This window comes from Fluctibacter corallii, from assembly GCF_025751585.1.
In the GTDB taxonomy this organism is placed as follows: domain Bacteria; phylum Pseudomonadota; class Gammaproteobacteria; order Enterobacterales; family Alteromonadaceae; genus Fluctibacter_A; species Fluctibacter_A corallii.
Genome location: NZ_JAOWKX010000004.1, coordinates 119,097 through 143,846, shown reverse-complemented (window position 1 = coordinate 143,846; position 24,750 = coordinate 119,097). Strand labels below are relative to the sequence as shown.

Sequence of the window (24,750 nt, the reverse complement as noted above, 5' to 3'; positions counted from 1 at the left end):
TTTATACCTTCATATTTGTCATGACTTTTGCTCCTAAGCTATTGAATAACTTACCCAATAGCGCCCACCCCATTCGTCGCCAGAGCGGTAGATGTCCATGTAAAATGTAATCAAATTCCATGTGCGGCCGGGCTCCTCGGCGACGCTTGAATTCTCCTGCGCCAGAACTTAGATGCAATGGTTTTGCTGCCTCCTCAGCTAAAAAAACTAATTGGCGGATGCAGGCTCGATAAATCCCGTTCTCCCCATTGTGATCGTCATGACCCACTAAACCGCTATAAATCATTTCGTCAGTTTCAAAGTAAGAAATAAACCCCGACAACTCTCCGTCTTTCTTTACGGCCAGCAATTTAAACCCACTCGAATGACTCGGCAGTGACTCAAACCACTTTACTGAATAATCGGCACTCAACTGAGAGTACTTGTTCACGTATACACAGCGGTAGAAGTCACGTAGCTTTTGCGCGGTTTGCCTGTCTATATGCTCAATCGGCTCAAACGTAACTTTCCCCTGCTCAAGCAATTTCGCGTCAGTCTTAAGCGTTTTACGAATTTTCACCGCCTTTTTGCCAACTTCTTCTACGACGTTTGGATTCCAAATATAAACTTGGCGTGCCAATAGTTGTAACGCATCAGGCGACGGACCGTATTGCAAGCCTTTTACACACACTGCATGGTCAGGAAATTCATGAGTTAGGAGGGTAATAACACGCTGTAATTGCTCTTTATCTAAATTTAGCGCTGGATTATTTGGTAACAGATTATTGTTAAGATAAACCACTTTATTGATACCGAAACAGCTCAATAGCCACTTCACCCCTTTAAGCAATGCTAGCAATGGGTAGCGCAATCTTTTTTGTGCAATGGTTTTCACGAAATCAATATTATAATCAACGTAAAATACCAAGGGTGAAGAAAGATACATTGCTCCCTTATCGCCATTATTAACGACTAACGGCAGTAGTTGTTCATCTATATTGATTACCAACGGCTGTTGCGGACAATTTTCGATGTAAGGAATGATTCCGTCATTGAGATACCCACGAAACAATCCTACCAAGTCGTTGGTGTTGCACTCGGTAACCTGTTCAGCATTCATCATAAAGATCTGGCTCATGCGCAGTCTTGCTCCTTAGCCAATTTCAGAACATTCAATAAAATAGTGGGCACACGTTTGTGCTCGAGAATCGTATAATGATCCCCATCAACAATCACGTCTTCCACTTCGCAATATGCAGCCCACTCATTTTTAGCTGCACCACGCTTAGCCATACTTTGCTCCGCATTTATTAAGGTTACTTTCCCCAAACCCTCCCCCCATAAAGGTTTCATCTGTAACTGGGCTCGTGTCAGCTTAAGCAGATTTAACCACATACTGACACCCGCACTGTCACCTTCAGACACATGCTCTGACAGCGACAGTATAAGTGCTTCTAATCCCATTTCTGATGGTAAGGAAAAATGTAAAGACATCGACGCCAAGCGAGCATGAACCTGTTTTGCAATAAAATCTTCGACATTTTCTGGCTTGTTCAACTGAATGTAGCTGTCTAGCAAAACCAGTTTGGCCTCGGCAAAACAACGTTGCCTCAAATGTGCACCCAGCCAACCACCCATTGAGTGTCCTACCACCATTATCGGTGTTTGTGGCAAGGCTTTTACCGCGTATTCAGCGTAACTCAGCCAATGTTCAAAATCGTGAGGAATTTGACCAGATAGCAATCCGGGCGCTTGTAACGCATAAATACTGTAGCCGGGCAACGTTGCCGCCAATGACAGAAAGTCCCCCGCAGTCCCACCAGCCCCAGGGATGCACAACACAACGGGCAATGTCGTCGATTGACTCAAACACACCACAGTTTCTCCTGATTTGTCATGAGACTGTTCGACTAATTGGGCTAGTTCGTCAATGGTACTGTTCGCTAATAACCGCTGTAATTCAATCTCTACGCCAAATTTCGCGCTAAACAGAGAAATTAATTGCAAGGCTTGAAGCGAATCACCACCTAAATCATAAAAACTCTGTTCACCCGATTGAGGATACTGACCTAACACTTGTGCGACTAATTCAGCCACCTTTCGCTCTGTATTTTTTAATCTGGGCTGGTGACTATCTGTAATAGAGATTTCTTCTAACAACCTTTTACTGTCAACTTTGCCATTAGCCGTTAACGGAATCTGCTCGACTACCTCGATACGATTGGGCACCATATAATGCGGTAATTCAGCACGCATGGCCGCGATGGTCTGTTTAGCTAACTCATGCTGTTCACCAGACGCAACGACAAAAGCCACAAGAGTGTTTCTTTGTTGTATTTGGGCGAAAAATACCGTAGCTTCATGAATCGAAGCGCGTTCCTCTAAGTATCGCTGTACGGCATCAAGTTCTACTCTGTGACCACGAATTTTAACTTGGCTGTCTTTACGACCAACAAACCATAATGTGCCATCTGGAAACCATTTAACCACATCACCAGTACAATACATTCGCTCCCCGCCAACGCCTGTAACGAATGCTTCAGCGGTTTTCTCCGAATTAAACAAGTATCCATTTGCTAAACGCTCGCCAGCTATATAAAGCATCCCCTCAACACCGGCTGGTACTGGTCGAGACTGAGAATCAAGAACTAAAAAACGGTTCTTTGCAGTAGGCTTACCGAGTGACACTTTCAAAGCGTTAAAATCAGCGGGAATCTGATATACTGATGCCGTAATGGTCGCCTCTGTCGGACCATACATATTGAATAATTGCAGCGACTGCGTAAGGTGCATACGTTGCCAAGCTTTAATAACCGACAATGGCATCGCCTCGCCCCCCATCAGAAGCATTCGCAATGGGCTAGCCTTCCACAATTGCCGCTGTTCGTTAGTGACTCGCATCAACCACTGACAGTACACAGGCGGAAGATCAGCAACCGTCACCCCATGGTGTGCCACCTGCGGTAAAAACTCAGCCATTGACCAAATCTTCTCTGGAATAACAACGCTTGCGCCAATTTCTAAAGGCATAAGCAACTGTTCTAACGTCGTATCTGCGCCAGAAGACGCGAACCACAGTACACGGTCATTGACTTTGAGTGACAACGTCTTCGCCATGGCTCGGCTATGTGCAAGCAATGTTTCCAACGGCAACATCACCCCTTTAGGCTTACCCGTTGTGCCAGACGTAAACATGACGATTGCAGCTTCCTTGCTAGCGCAATTTATTGGCTGCCTATAACCAAGTAAAACATCACCACAACCTTCTGTGAGTATAGGGTTATAGCCTAGGTTCCGCGGTTCAAGGCTAGCGACATATGCGGCATCAGCACATTCAACAATCTGTTGTCTGCGAGATAAATCAGCATCAACGGGCAGCGGTATCACTACCAACCCCTTACGCATGCACGCTAGCATCCAAACGACAAAATCGATAGATTTAGGCAAATGTAATATTATGCGTTGCCCAGACTCTATATTTAAGGACTCAGCGAGTGCCTCTACCATCAAATTCAAGTCACCATGGCTTATTTGAGCATTCCCCATTATCAAAGCTGGAGCATTCTTATCGATAGTTGCAGTCACTTCATCAGCAATCGCTTGCGCTGTATTCAGCGCATCAAGCTCTCGCTTTTCATCGGTAAACAAAGACTGCCAATCGGGCAATGGCGCACTCGGGTGCGCCAACGCATGCACACAAAGCATATCTACCGCTTTGACGTAACGCATTACACTTAACTTCGAATGATGCTGCCCATCAAATCCAACCTGATAGCGCAGCTGTTTGGTTTGTGTTGACACCCCGCAATCTATGGTCAGCGGAAAATTCACACTTTCAAATACTGTACTATCAAGCAGAGGTAGCCCGTCATCTAACAACGCGTCATATACATGAAAATCGGTATAATTGAACAATATAGATTGAAACGATAAACCGCATAGTTTTTGTATTTCAACCGCAGGCAGAGCTCGATAGGCCATTATCTGTCTATCTAATGTCACTACTTTATCTAATATGTGCAGCCACGATTCAGCGGTCAAATCAATGTCGAAAGGCAACGAGTTAAGGAATAATCCCAACTGCACATCACTATCCGCGCGATCCAAACGGTTATTGTATACAACCGTTGTATTTACTCGGCTTCGATGACTCAAAATTGACAGTGCGTTAAGATGCACCGCCAACATCCACTGACGTACCGTTACACCTGCCGTTTTAGCCGCTGCAATGATTGCTGCGCTATTTTTTTCGAAGGTCTCACATGGCAGGTGAGTAAATTCAGCATTGTTTGACAATGTTTGCTTGGCGACGGAAGGTAAGTTGCTCACCTCGGCGCCACAGAGTTGTGACTGCCAAAACGCCCTATGCGCTTCGTCTTCCAGCGCGGCCAATTCAGTAAATACGTAATCGCGATAGTGACTATTATTCGCCTCGGATATCGCAACCACGCTACCTCCCTCGGCATCACGATATCGATTCATCAACTCTGTATTGAAATTAGCCACTGACCAGCCGTCAAATAATGCGTGGTGAAAGCTCAGAGTCAACTGCTCACTCCCATCGTCAAAACGATGTAAAAACAAGCGATAAAGAAGCGGATCCCGATAACTGAAACCGTTCGCAATTTCGGCTTCTAAAAATGCCTGATATTGTGCAAGCCCCGAATCAATATCACCAGCGACGTCAAACACTTGCAAGGGTACGTCTGGCTCAACTACCACAGCTTGTAAAAGTCGCTCGGGTCCCTTCATGAGACGCGTTCTCAATACTGGGTGAAGCTTCATCATCTGCTTGAGTACGGCACGCAATTTGTCGACATCAAAGTGCATCTGCAAACGATAACCAAACACATCGTGATAAACCCCGCCTTCTATATCTAATTCACTGTGGTAGCACATCCCTTGCTGTAACATAGTCAATGGGTAAATCATCTCAATTTGGTCAGTGACTAATTTGCGTTCATTTTCTTTCAAGAAATCGTGTTTATCAGCGACCTCTTTAACTACGCGAATCGGCGATTTTTCCGCCAAAGCCAGCAACCGTCTAGGCGTAAGTTCGCGGTACACATCTGCAACACTGAAGTGCACACCTACATCGCGGGCACTATTAACAAGACGAATACAAGAAATGGAGTCCAATCCTAAAGCGAATAGATTATCGTCTGGCCCAATCAACTTTGTGCCAAGCACGCTAGAAATAACATGATAAAGCGGGTGATCAGGCATGACATCATTTTGCTGCGCTATGCAATCTATTGCGGCATGGTAGTCAGTCATTAAGCGTCGAACATCAGCTTTTCCATTAGTGGTTTGTGGAATGTGATCGATAGCGTGAATTAATGCTGGGATCATGTAGGGCGGTAACTTTTTAACCAACTCACGTTTTATCTCTGCAACGTCAAATAACGCGTTTTGCGCCGTCACAACAAACGCGATGAGTTTATCGCCCGCACCAAACTCTGCAACCGTCAACACGGCGTCATTAATGGCATTGAGCGACATCAATTGTTGCCTGATTTCTTCTAATTCAATCCGGTAACCACGCACCTTAACTTGATTGTCTTTGCGACCAAGATAAACCAACTCGCCACCGACATCGAATCTAGCAAAATCGCCACTACGATATAATCGACCCGCATGAGGATGAGATATAAATCGCTCGGCCGTCAGCTCAGGCTTACCAAGATACTCCCGTGCCAAACCGGGGCCAGAAACGTACATTTCACCTTTTACCCCGGCAGGCAGCACTAAATCATCTTTGCCAAGTAAATAGACGCTTAAATCCGACAAAGGCACACCAATAATGCTCTGAGTCTGACTACAATCTTGGGCGTTGAGGGTGTAATGAGTTACATGCACCGTCGTTTCGGTAATACCATACATATTCACCAGCTTAACAACATCTGCATCGTAGCGAGAAAACCATGGTTTTAGCCTTGGTAACGACAATGCTTCGCCACCAAAAACGACATAGCGCAGATCACTCAAAGCGTTGTCGTCTTGGCTGTCAGCATCGATTAAATTATAGAAAGCTGAAGGGGTTTGATTGAGTATTGTTATACGATTTTGACGTAAAAAAGAATGGAATAACGAAGGTTGTAACAGGCATTCATCGGGCACAATAGCCACAGCACCGCCAGTCAACCAAGGTCCAAATATTTCCCAAACCGAGAAATCAAATGCAAATGAGTGAAATAAGCACCAAACATCATCAGCATTGAAGTCAAACACATTCATTGCTGAACCAATTAACCTTACAACATTTCGATGCTCAACAACGACACCTTTAGGTACTCCTGTGGAGCCTGAGGTATAAATAATGTATGCGGCATCATGTGGGGAAATTTGCGTAGTTAGCACTGAGTGAGATTGCAGCTTACTCTGCTCCCATAATTCCGCCATATTGATCACGCTAATATCACCTTGTCGCCATTGCTGGTCACACAATATCCATCGTGCACCGCTGTCGGTACTTATGTGCGCGATTCGCTCTTCCGGCGCTTTAGGATCAACAGGTACGTATACGCCTCCCGCTTTTAGGATTGCCAGAATGCCACACAGTAAATCTAGTCCGCGCCCAAGCGATACAATGACTTTACTTTCGCGATCAACGCCAATCGCACGTAATTCACGCGCCAATTTATTCGTCTTTCTATCCAGCTCTCGGTAACTTAACCAAGATTCACCAAATCCAACTGCCCGCCGTTCACCATATTTAGCGACATTTTGCTGCCAACTATCCACAATCGTCCGTTGTTGCCATTGTGGTAGCACCGTGCCTGACGCCCCCTTTAGCTTGCTTAGTGGCAATAGGTCATATTCTGACAAGAATCGGGCGTTAAACTGCTCCTTCAAGCTTAGCGCGTGATTGCTCAGTAACTCCAACACCAAAAACCAGTGATTTTGTATCTGACGAATCTGAGATTCGTTAAACAACCTACTGTCGTATTCCCACTCCAACCGTGTTTGCTGATCGTTACTTTGGCAATTTAATACCAAGGGGTATTTGACTTCTCGTGTTTGTGAGGCAATAAAGTCTAACCGTGCCTGTCCTTTAACAATGTCTACAGAGGTCTGTGGAAACGATTGCTGGGCAATCACCGCTTTTATCGGAGGTAAAACCCTCTTTTCTTGCGAGAGTGACCATAGATTAGCATTGTCATAACTCAGCTCTGAGCGAGCTAAAACATGCATAAATCGGTCTCGCATCCTCGACAGATATTCTGTCGCAGTGCTATCAAGATTTATCTCACACGGAACAGCAAGCATGTGCACGAAATGGCCAATACAACTAAGTTGATCGCCACTACGTGTGTCAGCAGGCGTAAACAGCAAAAAGCGACGACTATCGCTATAAACACTTAAAACCAGCGCTGTAATTGCGGTCTGCAAGACAAAGGGGCTCATTTGATTGGCTTTCGCCACCCCATTGAGTTCGGCAAATTGCGACTCACTCAACATAGAACGGTACAGTTTAGCTGTCGTGCTATTGTCTCCCCTGTTACCAAAAACCTGTTGCCAATCAAGAGGCTCAAAACCGTTGAGATATTCGACATATTCAGCCCAATCATTGTGCACTCGATTGACCTTTGGCAAAGCCGGATTCACTACCGCTGAAGAATGGATGTCCTCTGCGCTCAATCCCAAATATTGATGCACATCCTCAGCCAATAATTTAACTGAGTAACCATCAAAAATTAAATGATGAAATACTAAAGAAATGCACCGTTTGCCCGTTGCGGTTTCTATCCAATCAAAACGAAAAAGTGGGCCATTTTGTACATCAAATGGCGTTGTTTTACATGTGTCAAGCGCTGCTCGCTGAGTATGTCTGCCTATCACTACGTCGTAAGACGTATCCTGCTGTACGTAAAGATTACCTTGATGCAGTTTGAATCGGCTTTGAAGTTGGGGGTGACGCAATACGACGGTTTCTGCCCACGCCTGAAAGTCAGCAAATGACAACTCACCGTGTAGCTCGAATTGCAGGACAATATTGAATGCAGCACTCGGTTCTGCACATTGCTGTTGGTGCAACATCAACTGTTGAGCACTAGCGCGAATAGGCACCCGATGGGGTTCTCGTTCGAGCAATTCCAGATACTCGATTAAATCAATCTTTAACGCTTTGACTTTCGCCAACAGTGGTCTGCTATCCCCTTTCCCAAAGTATTCAAACGCCAATCCACCTTGACCGTTAAGCCGCAGAGACATACCTTGTTCTGCGCATTCAGACAGTAGATTTGCCGCGCAATACAAACGTTCATTCATAATTAAATATCACCAGAGGTTACGGCGACAGTAGGCTGAGATATGACGTTAGCGAGTTGACGCACAGTTGTAACTTGATATAACTGTTCAAGTGGTATTGTGCATCCCGTTTTCGATTCTATCTGTGCTTTAAAATGCATGAGTTGCAACGATGACCCAGGAATACTATTAATTGGGGTATCGACCTCGACCTGATATTGAAATACCTGTTGAGCTGCTTCTAGCAAAACGTTTGTCATGTCCATATATTTACCTCATCAAAACCACAACCCAAGTCTAACGCTCGGGTAAAAATTCAAAAGTCTGTTGTATATTCCCCCCCAAGAACGGGATCCATTGCTGATCGAGCCATTGTCGATGCCCAGCTGCATAGTGAGGAGAAAGCGGATGACCAGATTGACCACCAGGCATGGCAACTAGAGCCGAATGCTCTTGCCCAGGACTGACGCTAAAACGAATGGAGGCACCAAATCGTGGTTCGTTGATAGCCGGCATAAATTGACCGCCAGCCTGCTCCTGTGATACTAGATTAAAGAAGCCATCGAAAGGCCAAACAGGCAACCCAAGTGGGTGGTTCATGCGTAATTGATTTTGCCAACCCCAACGCAATTTGTCTTCGTCACCCACCTCCTGCAAAAGCGTTTGATAACGCGACAAAAGTACCTGATATAGATAATCATCGAGTTCGTCAGCGCCAAAAAAATCAGCCTGATTAGTATCAATTGCTGCCCATACCGTGTGTTCGACGTTGCCATTAATTCGGTTGAAAGCATTAATTACTTTCGGCTCCGACAACTGGCTTAGAAAAGGTTGATAAAAATCAGCAATAATTTGGTTTCGAGCCGCACGCGTCAACGTGTACGCTACCGATTGTTTCGATGCTCGGCCATCCCAGTCTGACATTAGGCGTATTAAGTCAGCATTAGGCTCACGTTGTGTGTTAATTGCTTGAATTAACCGACGATACCAACGCGCCAATAACAGTGCTCGATTATCAAACTGAATGGATGCAACACGTTCTTCGTTTGCATTACGCAGCTGCCCAAGAGATTGTCGAATCTGCCACGCGCGGGCACTGCTAAGAAAATCATCCTCACCAATACTTGGCCATTCAGCCTGTTCATACATCCTATTATTTGCCGACCAGATTAAGCCTGATACAGGATTCAATATGCGCGGATAATCCTCTGGTGGAACCCATCTCCAATCGTGAAAATGCGCCGGTGTTGAGGCAAACCTGCCATTGTCACGCTGCGGCAAAGGACCCATAATAGTCCAACCGATATCGCCAAGATGGTCAGCCACCAGTAAATTTTGTGGCGGTATACCTACATGTGGCGCGAGCGCCAATACCTGCTCTACTGAGCGAGCGCTCTCGAACTCGAAAAGATTCAAATTGACTGCTTTTTCGGTATGAGCCAACCAATTAATCGCATAGCCTCCTTGAGGCAATATCGGACCAAATCGTGTGTGTTTAATCGTGATGACTTCAATTTCACCATCCACTTCGATCTGTTCCGTGTCTTCTCGCTCGACTTCCACGTCTTCGTTGATTACGGTTAAATCACTCCAATCACCGTAGCTATTAGTCAGCCCCCAGCTAACATAACCATTCGAGCCTGCGACCACTAACGGTGTTCCTGGCAAGGTGATGCCGGTAACACGTTGTTCTCCCACGCTAAGACTCAAACGATACCATTGATTAGGTAAATACAATCCCAAATGTATATCATTGGATAATATCGCTTTACCGCTGGCAGTGTGGGCTCCCGATACCAACCATGCACTACTGCCATGAGACGGTGCCGTTGAACCTAATCCAGCATTACTCCCTTTTGCATGTTCTTTAGGTAAATGACTACGCAGCGCGTCAAAATCTAGCGGCGTAGCCTGACTTTTACCCACCAATGGCACTTCAAAATGTGTACGATTGGGTAATAGCGACGCATAACCTTCTGGAAAATGTGAGTGCAATAGACTTCGAAGCAACTCTTTGTCACCATTGCCATCTTGCAGCCCAAAATACATGGCATACACAACCAATAGAGAGTCTATTTCAGTCCAAGGTTTGGGCTGTTGCATCAACATCAGATATTCAGGCGGCCTAACGGTCAATGAGGCCAAACCTGCATTTACCCCTTTAACATACACTTCAAGCAAACGTTTTTGCCATAGAGGTAAGGTTGTCAATTGTTTCGCAGCCCGAAGTCGAAACTGGTGCAATCGAGATTTTTTATCCATTTCAAGTGCACGCACCCCGAACAACGAAGACAACTCGCCGGCTCCTCGGCGACGCAAAAGATCCATCTGAAAATACCGCGACTGTCCATGCAAATACCCCGTTACCCACGCCCCATCGGCACGATTTTGCGCCTTAATATGAGGTACCCCAAGGTCATCTATCTCTACCTGCACAGGTCCCTGTAAATCTGAGTTAACGACTTTTTCCACGTCAGGAGGTAAACTTAACCGTAATGCAAACAGGCCCGCGACCATGATGAATACGAATAAAACAATGAGTATTGTGATTGCTGACCAAAGCCTTGCAGTAAAACGCCCCTTCAAATTATGCCTCCCAACCAAAATGCTGGGCGATAGCAGGACGGTTTAATTTGAGGTTACGCAGCAATAACCCGTTCTCAGGAGTAAATTCTGAGTCACCCACTTGTACATCTACTAGCAGATAAGTACCGCCTGTAAAATCCGTAAACCACTGTTTGACCATCGATTTAACGGCATCCACTTTCGACGTATCGATAACATGCTGTTCAATTGCAATGACCAAACCTTGAAAATCCGAGCTGGTTAATATGGTTGCTCGTTTTACGTCAATGGCTTGCTCCAACGCCTTTTCAACCGGTTCAGGCTGAAACTTTCTTCCGTCTTTCAACACGAGTGTCGTTTTCTTTCGCCCCTTAACATAGAGATTTCCATCGGCATCCATGTTTCCAAGATCACCGGTATAGAACCAACCATCATGAAAACGGGTGTCTTGCACATCTTGTGAGTCGGTAATTTCATTCAAATAACGACTGAGAAGGGGGCGATCTTTGGCGACCAAAATTTCCCCATCGTCGGCTAGGCGAACTTGCGTTCCAGGTAACGCCTTGCCAACCGAACCCGGTAGCTCTGCGCCTAACGTATTGACACAAACAGATCCACACTCACCTAGGCCGTATCCCTCACACAACCGAATCCCGTGACGATGAAAAAAGTCGATGGCCTCTTGACGAATTTTCGCCATACCCGTAGTCATTATGTGCATTCTACCGCCGAGCGTTTCTCGCACCATTTTAGTGTCAGCCTGTGCTAGCTGTCTTGCTAAGGATTCAAACAATATTGGCGGTCCCATCAGTACCGTTGGCTGCATTCGAACCAGACCATCGAACAAAAGATGTGGCGGTACAAGTACAAGGTCAAAGCCAAACGCGATAGCACCATAGACATACAGTCGTTGCTGATAACTGGTAAATGGCATGTAAACAATTAATCGACCGTGCTCAGCATCAAACATATCTTTGTACGCGCGAATTTGCGCATCTGCACCACGTTTAGAGATGACGAGTCCTTTAATATTACCGCTTGAACCAGAAGAAAAGGTTACAGAGATCTCGTCTTCAGAAAACGTTGTTTCAACGTCAGCCAAGACTATATTTTGCGCGTTAACAGGACTGTCGATATTGATCACGTTTTCATAACTAACGTTATATCGTTGATAAAATGCATCAGACAATAGCAAACATCCCAGCCCATAACGTTTCACTAAATCAGCATTGTCGGCAAATAACGTTTGTGGCAAACCGATTACCACCGCCCCCAGCTGAGTAAGGGCTAAATCGTATACTATCCAGTTAAGTGAATTGTCACCGACAATCCCAACTGGCATTCCACGACAGATGCCCAGATTGCCCAATTCACTCACCAATCGAGTGACTAATTCATGTAGTTCGGCATAAGTTAAGCGCTTATATTCGCCATCTTCTGCGTAAATAAAGCTGCGCTCTCCATGCATTTTTAGGCTGTGACGTAAGCCATCAATCAAGTTGTCCATTCAATCCCTCCTGACTGGTATCCCGCTGTGCTGAAGACTGTTGAGTCAACGCCGCTACAACAAATACACAAAACAACAAACTAAAGCTCATAGAGCCAACCAACACGGTTGCCATGCCTCGATACATTTGTGCGCCAAGCCCCGGAGATAACATTAGAGGTAACATTCCGCATATAGACGTCAACGCTGATATATAGATAGCGCGAGAACGAGCCATCACTGCCTGATGAAGCGCTTGTTGGCTGTCCAGCCCTTGATTCATACTGTGCCGTTGCTCAGCAATAATTAAAATTGCGTTGTTAAGCACCAATCCAGCGGAAATAATGAAGCCCATCATAGTCAAAATATCTAATGTCACTGTTGTGAAAACATTAATAAGCCATAGAGCAAAAGCACCGCCGAACATGGCAATCGGCAAAGTCAACAAAATCCGCCCCATCGCACTAATCGACCCAAAAATCAAAAAGAGTACCAGTGCCAATCCACCCAACGCCAATGCGACAACCATTACGATGCGATTCATTGCCTGTTCAAATTCGTCGGCGCTACCTTTAAAACTTACATGCAAATTCTGGCTGCTCAATTGTGCCGCGAAATTCTGTGCCACCAACATTCTCAACTTGTTGGTAACCTCTCCTAGCGACGCACCATTGGGTGGTGTAACAATTAACCTAACCGTTCGCTGACCGTCCAGCCGTAATAATCGACTAGGGCCTTTTTGCTGGGTAACTTCGACCAGCGTGCCTAAGTTCACACTATTACCGTTCGGTGTTAGCACTTGAATCTGTTGAAGTTGGTCAGGGTTGTACCATTTCGGGCCACGAAGATAAAAATCGTATGTTTCTAATCCATCAATGAACTCGCCGGCATACAAGCCTCCGCTGTAGGCACTTACAATATCCGCTAGTTGTTGTTGTTCTAGACCAAAGTCATAGTCTGCCCAACTTTTGGGATAGACCAACAAACGCTGTGCATCGTCATCTGCTGCAGGAGTAATACGTATGCCTTGTGCAATGTCTTGTTCAACAATTGCCGCCTTCAATTCATTAGCTAGAGAAAGCATGTGTGACAAATCATCACCGTGAATATTAAGGTGAATTTGCTTCGACGCTGACGAACGGAAGTAAATCATTGGCTCTTGTTCAACATAAGCACTGATTTCAGGTAAACCGGCGAAAATGGAATCTTTGAATTCCGTTATCAACGCGTCTAACTGGTTGGGGTCTTTTGGATAAGCCACAATGAATGCAAAGTTTGTAGCAACCACTAAGTTGTAAGAGCGCACTGCCACAGGAGCGTTCTCATTCATATAAGGTTTGAGGCGCTCAATTAACACGTCGGCCACATCTTGCTTCAACGTTTCAATATTACGGCCTTGGGGAATTCGAATCGATGCTCTAAGCAACGTATCACCAGCGTTAGGCAACAAATCTTTGGGCGGTAACATAAGCGGAATAGATATAGCAGGAATAAGCACAAGCATTACCAACAAGAGAGATTGCTTAGTTGGCGTATTACTTGAAAGTAAGGCTTTGTCGGCTAATTTACGCCAATAAGGTGACTGAAAATCGGTCGTCTTAGAGGTACGACTAATACTCACTAAAATCGGTACAACCACCAATGCCACCAATAATGAGACGCTGATGGCCAGTGCCATCGTTAATGCCAAGTCAGCCAGTAATTGCCCAACATCACCAGAAAACCCAGCAATAGGGATAAATATCAATAAGGTGGTGAGTGTTGAGGCAAACAACGCTTTCGCAACTTTGGTAACAGCTAGCTTTATTCCCTCACGGGTATTTTTCACTGCTGCGCAGCGAGCTTCTATGGCCTCTTGCACCACAACCGCAGCATCAATGATAAGGCCAACTGAAAAGGCTAAACCTGCCAGCGAAATCACATTTAAGCTAGCACCAAAAGCCGATAGCAACATTAATGTCAAACAAATTGATAACGGCACGGAAATGATGACCACCAAAGCAGCACTATGACGGCGAATAAAAAAGAACAGGACGAGATATACTAATCCTATGCCAAGCAGCAAATTACTCCCAACGATAGCAATCGCTCGCTCAATATTTTCCGACGTGTCCAAACTCATTCCAAGCGCTAAACCCAAAGGCTTAAGCTCTATGGCATTCAGTTCGCTAATACGCTCTTTAATGGCTTGAACAATGTCAAAAGAGTTCGATCCTCTTCCTCGTTTTAAGCTCAGGTAATACGCTTCACGGCCACTTTTATAAGTGATATTTCGACCAGGCGCATACCCTTCAACAAATTCAGCGATATCACCTAAATAGATAGGCCACCCTTCGCGCCAACTAATAATGTGTTGTGACAAGGCTGACCTGTCTGGTTGCCCCTTAAATCTCAGTGCAACACTATCTTTGCCAAGCTCAATTGTTCCGCCACTTTGATCTTGCAATTGTTTTATCCGCTGCTGTAATTCTGCGACAGTGATCCCATATCGGCTCATACTGACAGGATCAAAATTCACCCAGATAACTTTGTCTCTGTGAGAAAAGCTATTATCAACACGACTAATACCAGGTATTCGCAACAGAGATGGAATCACCACGTGTCGCACTGTCTCGTCAAGCAATGCAAAGTCAGCGTCAGAATCAGAGGTGGGGTATAGCATCAACGTCGCAACAGTCTCAGACTCGCTGATGCCATCTTGAGTAATTTGTGGCTCATCGGCACTTTGCGGCCAATGTTGAACTTGGTTGAGTTTCGCGCCAGTAGCAATCAAAGAAGCCACTGGGTCCGCGCTATCTTCAAACAGTAAATTCGTGTTAAGCGTCCCAGTAGATACCGACGTTTCCATTTGCTTCAGACCAGGTAACGAAGCGAGGGCGTTTTCTAATTGCACCGCCATCTGGGATTCGACATCTTCGGGGGCATTCTGCTGCCAACGGGCCCCAATCTTAATTTCAGTACGCTCTATAGTTGGCAGTAACTGAACTGGCATTCGTAAAGCTGAGACGATACCCAGGGTCATAAACAACGCGCATATTACCAATATAATGCGGCGATATTTTAAGCAAAACTCGATCACCACGCTTGTCCCTCAACAGCGCTGAAGCTATTAGAGACAAACTGTTTCTTTAGCTCGACGGTTCTATCGCTATCGATACGAAGTCCACTTTCTGGCTTTATATCCATCATTCCGCGCAAAATAATTTTGTCGCCCGAATGCAATTGTCCAGCCACACCGACAAATTGGCCCTTTTCCGCGGCAATATCAATGGTGCGATAGGCGGCGCGAGCTTGACTATCGACTACCCGAACCTGAGTGATGCCATTTCTATCAATGACACCATCGCGATGAAACCATTGTAGAGGTTGTTCGTTGTACATCGTCACCACGACTTCTTGTGTCGCCAAATGACCAACCGCTCGGTCGGTCATATCAACAAGCGTTGATAATATCGATACTGACGTTTTACCCGTTGGAATCACAGACGCAATTGGCAACGACATATCCCCAGTGAGCGTCTCTATACGCGTGTTCTCGTCAACGAGACCAGCAAGTTCCAATGGCAATGTTAACCAATACTGTACAGCACTCATGTCAACGGTAGTCAATAAAGCATCGCCCTTTTCTACGAACTCTCCAATATTGACATGCTGCTCAATTACCGTTCCCGGCTTTACCGCTTGAGTTGTTAAAAAAGTCAAAGATTGTCTAAGCTGCTTTGCCTGATTTTGTTGCACAGCTAAATCGGCGCGCGCTTTATCTAGTGTTAAACGCAGAATTTTCGCTTGCTGTGTTGATACACTATTTGAGCGTACTAACGCATCTAAATGTTCCACTTCCAGTTCCGAAATATCCAAGCTCGCGGTAAGCGAAGAGACCAAAGATTCCGCGCGTTCTAATTCTAGCTGTTGCAGCGGATCGGATTGACGCACCAAAGCATCACCAATCGTAACAACATCGCCTAAAGCGTATATTTCCGACACTTTCCCTTCGACTTGTGCGGCATATTGGATGACATAACGACTTTTGACCGTGGCAACTGTACGATACTGTTTTTCATAGGATGCCGTCCAAGGGCTTTGCACCACTACCGATGTATCTGCCAGCACTGCAAAAGAAAATAATGCCAACCACACGATTACTGTTTTTGATAACATTGAATTTGCCATAAGCCTGTTCTTTCACTACCAAACAATTTGACCAGCTGTGTACTGATATCATTAAATCCTTGACTATCGGGGTGAATCACCCTTAAGTGCCCGCGCGATACAACCATTCCGCTTTCAGTCAAATTCGGAGCGATATTATTTAAAAACGTGTTAGCGGAATCGTCGGGCATAAAGGAAGGCACATCAGACATAGAAACAAAATCTACCGCATCATCGACCCCATTAATGGCAGTGACGATGTCTGTCTGTGCGTAGCGAACTTGTGTGTATGTAAGATTTTCTTTGATATCTTTATAGATCGCTTCGTTGGCTTCCATCATGGACGTGCGCGCATTGACCAATCGGCCTAATATCAACATCTGAAAGAAATAGCTTTCTTTGCACAACACCTGATTAAACAAATCGGAAAACATGTTTCGATATATAGAAAATGTCGAGCCTTTTCTATTTTTTTGAGGAAAGTCACCACGATATAAAAGCGCGTTTAGTGCCGTCGCATTGCCAAAAAGCGCCAATGCCAACTGCCAACGTTTATGTGGAAAAGCGTTACTTTTGACAAAATTACGCTGCTCATGCAAATCGTCAAACTCGAACATAACGTCGAGTCTATTGCCCACTACAAATCGGATTAGCTTAGAGACGGTTATCAGCATTTTCTCGAATTTGCCAAGATAAATGATAGGTTGCCATCCCGACTTCTGAAAAAATGCCTGCAAGCGCGACTGTGTTTGTTGACGCAGTTGTAATTTGCCGAATAGCGCTTGACGTTGTTCTGTACTAACTGGGTATTCGGGATAACCAAATAACGCCATAAAATCAGAAAACGGCAATTGACGGATCGCTTCAACCCGCATTTCGGTTAAGTCCAACTGTTCTTGCAGTATGTCTACACACGTAATTATTTTAGGACGCTTAGCGATAAGTGGGACAATTCGTCCGCCACTGCCAGCTATAGCAACGATATGCCCTGCGTTTTGGGGCAGTAATTGGTGCTCAACCAGCGTGTCTTCATCTCCAAGCGTATAATTAAGATTAGAAAAATAAGCCATCGTCCTACCTACTGAACATTGTTTGGGGCCGGAGTTACAGACCCCAAACAAAAAAACGTGTCAACAACTAGGCATTCGTGCGCAAGAACGCGTAGCGGTCAGATTCACCGCTTTGGAAAAGTTGATACTCTTTCCACACATCATCGAGAATGCGCGCTGTCAATACCAATGAATTTTCCATGACCGCCGTTACAGCATCGACGTCGTCTTGCGTCTTACAACACATTTCTAGCATTTCGTTTACTTCATCAGCATGCTTATCATCAATCACTGAATGCGCGACGAAGAACTTCATATTTTGCGGGGTTAAATTCAACGTTGACTGGATTGCTTTTAATACAGGGTCGATATACCCATAAACATTTTCAGCCCAAAAGCTATACCCCAATCGCTGTACAGGGTTACCCGTCGCAGAAATCCAATACAAATAGGCAATTAACGTTTCCGTTGCTGGCAAAGGCTTCGACGCTAATACTGCGTCACCGTCAAAACCAATAGATCTAATATCTGACAGTGCCATTAATTCATGGCCGGCTTCTTCATGAGCATGATGGAAACAGTAAGACTGGTAGTTACCGGGTAAATCATTCCCCATAACTGCAACTAATGCTTGGTTTTTCGCATTGTGTTTAGTGTAATGATAGGTTTCAATCATATAAATGGCATATAAAGCTTTGGTTGCTTTACCACTCATTATTTCATGGATAAATGGAGAATTAGTTAAAACATCATCCCAAATACTGGCAACTTTTTGCTCCAACTTAGCTAAATCGATTTTTTCCATTCTAGGATTTTCCTTTGTTAAAAATATCATATGTTTGCTGAATATTACCTCTAAGCAATAAATATTCAGCACCACCTAACTCGTCGTAATACGTGCTACCTTCAATTACTTCACAACCAAAAGCTCGGTATAATGGCGCTAATTCAAAGCGGCACTTAGCGAGATAAAATTGATTATTATGATTGGCTTTAGCCCAGTTACACACGTAAGACAAAAGATGTTTATATTTATATCTTCCTTGATGCATTGCACTAATACATAAACGTGAAATCATAAAGGTTTTATCAAGATCTAAATCAGGGCAAAGCGCCTTTATTTTTTGTTGAAAGTCCAAATCAAGGGAGTGCATTTCGGTGAGACGACAAGATGCGATAATTTCATCATTCAACGTACCACAGAATAAATATGAGACTTTGTCTTGACTCATTTCAATATGGTAATGGTGTGAATTTTTTGTTAGGTGATCAAGCTTCGCATACTCGTAAACACTTTCACGATGAGCAAGTAACTTTAGATAGCTGTTTTCACATTCAAGAAGTTGGATTTCCATTTCCAAATATATTCCAAGTACTACTAATAATTTCTTTCGTTATTTCATCAGTTCAGCAAGATGTATCGCATGTGAATCGCCGCTAACTTGCAGTTTTTCAAGTATTCCGGCTTGATCCTCGGGTGAACGATTTTGTCCCAATTTAAACTTGCTAATCACTTGCTTTGCTGTCATTTCAAAGCCGATTATCATGCTACTTAATCTATCAACAAACTCTTCAGGCATGACATCGCTGTCGTTTAGCGATGGCTCATAGAGATCAACTTGTTTACGCAAGTGAGTGATTAACTGGTCATCATCAAGTAATGTGACTTCACCTTCAAAATGCGCTACAGCATAATTCCAAGTGGGAACTGCTGGTTTTTTTAAGTAACATGTTGGACTGATATAGCTATGTGGCCCTTTAAAGACCAATATATTCTTAGGGCAACTAGTTAACACCTCACTATGCAGATTTTTTTTGGCAAAATGAAAAGAAAAAACCCAATCTTTACCAAATTCTTCTAAAATAATAGGAAGGTGAGATAGATAAACTTCTCCAGCACTATCCACTGAAATTAATGTTGCAAAACTATTTTCTAATACCAATCGACTTACCGTGTCTTGGCATTGCATATCAAAATGACTCGGCAAATATGTGTACAAAACCAACCTCCTTATCTAGGTGCATTAGAAAAATTTCTACCCATAATAAACAAAACAAAAAAATTAACAACAAAATATTTATAGATAAAACACATCTAACACAAAAAGATAACATATAAAAAATTAAGCCCTTAACTTCTACCTTAAGTGACAAAATACCAACACAAAAAGTATGGTCATACGGTATTATTATTTGACATTGATACGAATAAGGGGGCAGGTAGACGCTACATGCGTTGCACTTGTCACTGTTATTTCAGTCACTAAAGACGCTCACCAAGTTGTTAGGTTATCTTCTAACTCTTTCATAGCAGGTCCAGTTGAGGTGTAACCTTAATCTAGACCACTCAATGTGACCTATGCGTAGAAGCTGTCGTGGATTCATCGACATATTCTGTGTTTTCAAATTCAATGACTATCTTTCACTTTCATGGATAGCTACAATGACATGACAAGTTCAAAAACAAACTAAAATAAATAAAGCTAAATCAAACGCTTATTGTGTTTTCTCGTTTTCAGCGGTTCTCACGTAGCGATTAAGGATACTAAAATGATGAAACGATATTTGGCGGTGGTTATCGCTGCGACAATGTCGATGACGGCATGTAAAGATGCTCCTCAAGACACAGCAATCAAACAATCAGAAGCTGCAATAGAAATGGTGGCGGACCTTGATTCTAGACTAGATATTTATCATCCCGTCACGTTAGAAGCCGACCTATCTCACTTGTCAGACAATCAAAAAAAGATGGTGGCACTGTTGATAGACGCCTCAAAGATTATGGATGACCTTTTTTGGAAACAAGCCTACGGCGGTGACAAAAACGCATTTTTGAGTGCCTTCGACAACGATAAGCTGCGCGCTTTTGCCGACATTAATTATGGTCCGTGGGATAGGCTCAATGGAGATAAACCGTTCCTTAAAGGCGTCGACGAAAAGCCACTAGGTGCTCAATTTTATCCAGCCGACATGACAAAAGAAGAATTCGAAAAAGCCACCTTTGATGATAAAGCCGGTTTGTACTCAATTGTCGTGAGAGATAAAAATGGTAGCCTCAAAGCCGTTCCTTATTCAGCTTATTATCAAACAGAATTAAGCGAGGCCTCTCAGCTGCTATTGGAAGCGTCTGAGCTGGCCGACAATCCAGAATTTGCGAACTACCTGAAAATGCGCGCAGAGGCCTTGGTCACAGATAATTATCAACCATCTGATTTTGCTTGGATGGACATGAAAACCAATCCCATTGAATTGGTGTTTGGGCCTATCGAAACATACGAAGACCAACTTTTTGGTTACCGTGCAGCATTTGAATCTTATGTGCTTGTTAAAGACATGGCATGGAGTGACAGGCTATCTAAATACGCAGCGTATTTGCCTGAGCTACAAAAGGGACTTCCCGTTGACGCGCCATACAAGGCACAAATGCCTGGTGCCAATGCCGACCTTAACGCATATGATGTGATTTATTACGCAGGTCACTCAAACGCAGCCAGTAAAACAATTGCCATTAACTTGCCTAACGATGAACAGGTACAGTTAGAAAAAGGCACACGTCGTCTTCAACTCAAAAATGCGATGAAAGCCAAGTTTGATCATATTCTTGTGCCAATTTCCGAACAGCTCATCGTACCCGAACAACGCAAGCACATCACATTTGATGCGTTTTTTGCCAATACTATGTTCCATGAAGTGGCACACGGGCTTGGAATTAAAACCACGTTAGATGGCAAAGGCACCGTCAGACAAGCCTTAAAGGAGCACGCCTCTGCGCTCGAAGAAGGCAAGGCTGATATCTTGGGGCTTTACATGGTGCAACAGCTACTGGAAAAAGGCGTCATTACGGAAGGACAAATCGAAGACTACTACGTTACGTTCATGGCGGGTATTTTCCGTTCAGTGCGCTTTGGTGCGAGTTCTGCTCATGGCAAAGCAAACATGGTTCGTTTTAACTACTTTGCGGAAAACGGTGCATTCACTCGGAATGAAGAAGGTCAGTATGCGGTAAATATTGACAAAATGGCGGAAGCAATAAATTCTCTATCAAACTTGATCCTAACGATTCAAGGTGACGGTGACTACGCGAAAGTCGCTAGCCTTGTTGCAGAAAAAGGCAAAATCGACAAGCACTTAGCTGCCAGTCTAAACGCCCTGTCTGAAGCAAATATTCCTGTAGATATTACCTTCAAGCAAGGTAAAGAGGTACTTGGGCTGTAAGGTATGCTCGCACCATGTGCAGGCCACTTCATATTGGTTTAGCCAAGTGAAATTACCTCAAAAGAGTTAAACTCGACGGATATAAGCTATCAGACTTCATAATCCCTCAAAAAAGCCGTGTATCAAACATTGATAACACGGCTTTTTACCGTTTAATCACCTTAACGCAATGTACGAGTATGTGCTGGTGCTCTGAACAACGCATTCGCAAACATGACATTGAGGCCATCCATATAAGCTCTAAACGTAGGCTCTTGCGTAAACGCGATGATCATTCCATTTCCCACGGGTTGCTGAATAAGAAAGGGCTTATAGGCCAATTGCTTTTTATTTTCTTCCCATAGATACCCACTGGCTAATACCTTGTCTTCTCCTTTAAACCACGCAAGATTGTGGCCTGACGTGAGCTTGATGGGCGTATAAATGTCGCTACCACCTACCAAACCAACCACATTGGGCTTCACACCCGCAGTTAACCAATGCTCCTGATCAACCGCTACATTCGCGAGTACACCCGCAACATAGTCAGGATTACTGTCTGCATTCACGATAGTATCCAGCAACGCCTGATGGGAAGAGATTAGCGTTCCACTGACTCGACCTTTATCAGGGCTAGGTTCATCATTACTGTCTCTTACCGCGTACTCTCGGCTTACATCCAACACGTCAGCATCAGCAATAAACTTCGTTGCGCCTGACATTGTCACAAGCACACCACCTTCAGACACCCACTCGTTGATATGACTAGCACCACTTTCTCCAAGCGCTGACTGATAATATCCGTGTGGCAATATCAATACGTGGTATCTGGACAAGTCTGCATTACTTAAGTCAGCTACATTAATTGCAGTAACGGGATACCCCATCTGACGTTCAATCACAAAGCGGGTATTGCCCGCGCTTGTGACAGATGTTGATTCTCCCCAAGCCATGGCGACCTTCGGTGTCACCAATTCAGGTGTATTGCCGCTGCCTAAGCTTGGGCCTTTTATCACCCAAGAAGAGTTGACGCCATCGACAATGGCCCCCGTTTCTTCAGCCAGCGTCGTCACCAATGTCTGAATATTAACATTTTGATTTCGTCGCTTCTCGATAATCAGAGAGCCTGCTGGGTATGTCTTGCCCCCTTTTAACGTGAAGGCTTCATTTGCACTTTTTACTATGACATTCTCGCGAAGCGCCATCGTTAAAAAGTTTACCGCAGCCATGTCGCCCCACGGAATAATGTAAGCAACGTCTGCATTAGGGTTAGTCACCTTAGCGCGCAATTCAAGCTTATCGCTCACAGACTGAGTTTTCGCAGACACGCGAGAGCAAGTTTGGGCGTCAATATTAAACATCAATGGTAGCGACCAGCCTGTCACATCATAAATCTCGTCATGTAAATGACGGGCTCTGCGACGTTCTTGCTCTTTAATAAACGCCTCTGACATGTCAACTTGCTCGCTGAATGTCGTGGTAACAAAGCGTCCTTTGGGCTGTGCACTATCTATGATAAATGTTCCTGACGGATAAGATGCAGAACAGGCTTTGAAGGGCTCTGTTGCTTGTTCCACTCTGACACCATGTTTCGCCATTAACCGCGCCAGCTTATATGCGCCTGCACGATCGTACTCTGGTGAAAACACATAGTAGCGTTGCTTTGTATCGTTACCGGCTTTAATGGCTGACAGTTGATAATCGTAAAAATCTTTTAATAACTTTTTGCGGTGCTTCGCGGTGGCTTCTGCGGTAGAAATCGATGCCACAAACTGCTTTTGTACCGAGTCAGCATAAGTGTAAATGTCGCCATTGCGTTTACGAAATACTTCGCCACGAGACGATCCCACTTCATAGGTCGAGGCTGACGCACCATAAAATGTTGGCCAGCTGTCGCCATATCCAGGATAAAAGGCATCGAAGATTTCCCGCGTAAAATAGTCAAATCCAAAGGCATCAAAATGCTCACCGTGATTTTCGCCAATTAGCCCCATATTCTCAATTTGCGAGGCTGTCATATGGGGGTTCACAGGTTGTGCGGCAGGCGCGAAATAGTAAGACGCATCGCCCCCCATTTCGTGCAGGTCGATTACCACTAGCGGCGTGTAGGTATTCATAGCCGCAATACGGCCTGCCGTTTCAGGCTGAGTAATAGCAAGCCAGTCACGATTCATGTCAAATAAGTAATGATTGGTTCTGCCGTTTGGCCAAGGTTCATTATGCTCTGCACTCTGGCGGTCTGCGCTATGTTCCATGCCAACTGTGGCATAATAACGGCTGGTAAAGCGGGTTCTGCCATCAGGGTTTTGTAAGGGATCGATGAACACCAACGTATTGTTAAGAATCGACTGATTAGTAGATTGCGTGGGCGAAGCAAGCAAGTGATACGCTGTAAACATGGCCGCATCTGTACTGCTGATTTCATTGCCATGCACACCATAGCCAAGCCATACAGACGCCGGTAGCGTGTCGATAAGTGCTTGCTCATTATCGTGCAAATCTGGATTCGCTAACTTTTGCATATTGCTAGCAAATTCATCCAGTGATGCAAGATTGGATGGAGAGCCTAATACGGCATAAAATAGCGTTCTGCCTTCCCAGCTTTTCGCGTATTCAATCAGCTTGATCCGCTCTGGTGCTGCACGCTCTAGCGCTTCAAAATACCTTAGCATTTGCGCATGACTAGAGATTCGCTCACCAGGCGAGTAACCCAAAACATCATTAAAGGTTGGAATATCTTTAGTGTATTGCGTGTCGGGCCAATGTACGGTCTCTGAGTTTGAAGAAAGTGTAGCTGACGTATTCTGCGCATGCGCGCTTGTCGTCACACTTAGGTGTAATAAGAGCGACGAGATTACAACGCCAGCGTAGCCAATAAGCTGCTTAGTGATCACACATATTTCCTTAAAAATCCATCATTTGTGCGGGCTAGTATGCGTGAAAACCCTGTTTAAAGTAAGCGTATTGGTCGCAAACTTTGTTTTTATTGCCGCGCCCGATGAAAAAATATTAATCCGAAATAACCCTATCATTTTCTTGATCTTTACTCTTTCATCACTGATATTTTTATGATGGTAA

At 44.5% G+C, this 24,750-nt stretch carries 13 protein-coding genes; 1 reads left to right on the top strand and 12 read right to left on the bottom strand.

The features are described from left to right. Position 1: 1 nt before the first annotated feature. The 11 genes from OE749_RS08975 to OE749_RS08925 all read right to left on the bottom strand — a co-directional run bounded on the left by OE749_RS08975 (position 2) and on the right by OE749_RS08925 (position 19,478). Entirely contained in the window at positions 2-1,117 is a 1,116-nt protein-coding gene (locus OE749_RS08975) for a hypothetical protein (RefSeq protein ID WP_263712109.1), read from the bottom strand. Continuing rightward, positions 1,114-8,250, bottom strand: a complete 7,137-nt coding sequence (locus OE749_RS08970) for a non-ribosomal peptide synthetase (protein ID WP_263712108.1) — start codon at positions 8,248-8,250, stop codon at positions 1,114-1,116. Before OE749_RS08970 ends, OE749_RS08975 begins: the two co-directional genes overlap by 4 nt. 2 nt (positions 8,251-8,252) lie before the next feature. Then, positions 8,253-8,495 (bottom strand): acyl carrier protein, encoded by a 243-nt coding sequence (locus tag OE749_RS08965; RefSeq protein WP_263712107.1) that lies wholly within the window; start codon positions 8,493-8,495, stop codon positions 8,253-8,255. A 31-nt stretch (positions 8,496-8,526) separates the two neighbouring features. Then, positions 8,527-10,815 carry a penicillin acylase family protein gene (locus OE749_RS08960; RefSeq protein ID WP_263712106.1) on the bottom strand — a complete coding sequence of 763 codons (2,289 nt, stop codon included), beginning with the start codon at positions 10,813-10,815 and terminating at the stop codon, positions 8,527-8,529. 1 nt (position 10,816) lies between these two features. Further along, complete coding sequence (locus OE749_RS08955) at positions 10,817-12,301, bottom strand: AMP-binding protein (protein WP_263712105.1); 1,485 nt, start codon at positions 12,299-12,301, stop codon at positions 10,817-10,819. Then, positions 12,285-15,359 carry an efflux RND transporter permease subunit gene (locus OE749_RS08950; protein WP_263712336.1) on the bottom strand — a complete coding sequence of 1,025 codons (3,075 nt, stop codon included), beginning with the start codon at positions 15,357-15,359 and terminating at the stop codon, positions 12,285-12,287. The genes OE749_RS08955 and OE749_RS08950 overlap by 17 nt, the downstream gene beginning before the upstream one ends. Then, positions 15,356-16,438, bottom strand: coding sequence for an efflux RND transporter periplasmic adaptor subunit (locus OE749_RS08945; RefSeq protein WP_263712104.1), 1,083 nt, complete (start codon positions 16,436-16,438; stop codon positions 15,356-15,358). Before OE749_RS08945 ends, OE749_RS08950 begins: the two co-directional genes overlap by 4 nt. Next, positions 16,420-17,499, bottom strand: a complete 1,080-nt coding sequence (locus OE749_RS08940) for a DUF3419 family protein (RefSeq protein ID WP_263712103.1) — start codon at positions 17,497-17,499, stop codon at positions 16,420-16,422. The genes OE749_RS08945 and OE749_RS08940 overlap by 19 nt, the downstream gene beginning before the upstream one ends. Before the next feature lie 67 nt (positions 17,500-17,566). After that, positions 17,567-18,283, bottom strand: a complete 717-nt coding sequence (locus tag OE749_RS08935) for an iron-containing redox enzyme family protein (RefSeq protein WP_263712102.1) — start codon at positions 18,281-18,283, stop codon at positions 17,567-17,569. 1 nt (position 18,284) lies between these two features. Continuing rightward, on the bottom strand, positions 18,285-18,833 hold the full coding sequence (locus tag OE749_RS08930) for a hypothetical protein (protein WP_263712101.1): 549 nt from the start codon (positions 18,831-18,833) through the stop codon (positions 18,285-18,287). A gap of 39 nt (positions 18,834-18,872) precedes the next feature. Beyond that, positions 18,873-19,478 carry an FMN-binding negative transcriptional regulator gene (locus OE749_RS08925; RefSeq protein ID WP_263712100.1) on the bottom strand — a complete coding sequence of 202 codons (606 nt, stop codon included), beginning with the start codon at positions 19,476-19,478 and terminating at the stop codon, positions 18,873-18,875. Positions 19,479-20,028: 550 nt separating this feature from the next. Between OE749_RS08925 and OE749_RS08920 the strand changes: the two genes are divergently transcribed. Then, a complete protein-coding gene (locus tag OE749_RS08920) occupies positions 20,029-21,693 on the top strand; it encodes a dipeptidyl-peptidase 3 family protein (protein WP_404828151.1) in 1,665 nt (554 codons plus the stop codon). Between the two features lie 161 nt (positions 21,694-21,854). On the opposite strand, the gene OE749_RS08915 is transcribed toward OE749_RS08920, so the two are convergent. Beyond that, complete coding sequence (locus OE749_RS08915) at positions 21,855-24,500, bottom strand: M14 family zinc carboxypeptidase (protein ID WP_404828160.1); 2,646 nt, start codon at positions 24,498-24,500, stop codon at positions 21,855-21,857. Positions 24,501-24,750: the final 250 nt, after the last annotated feature.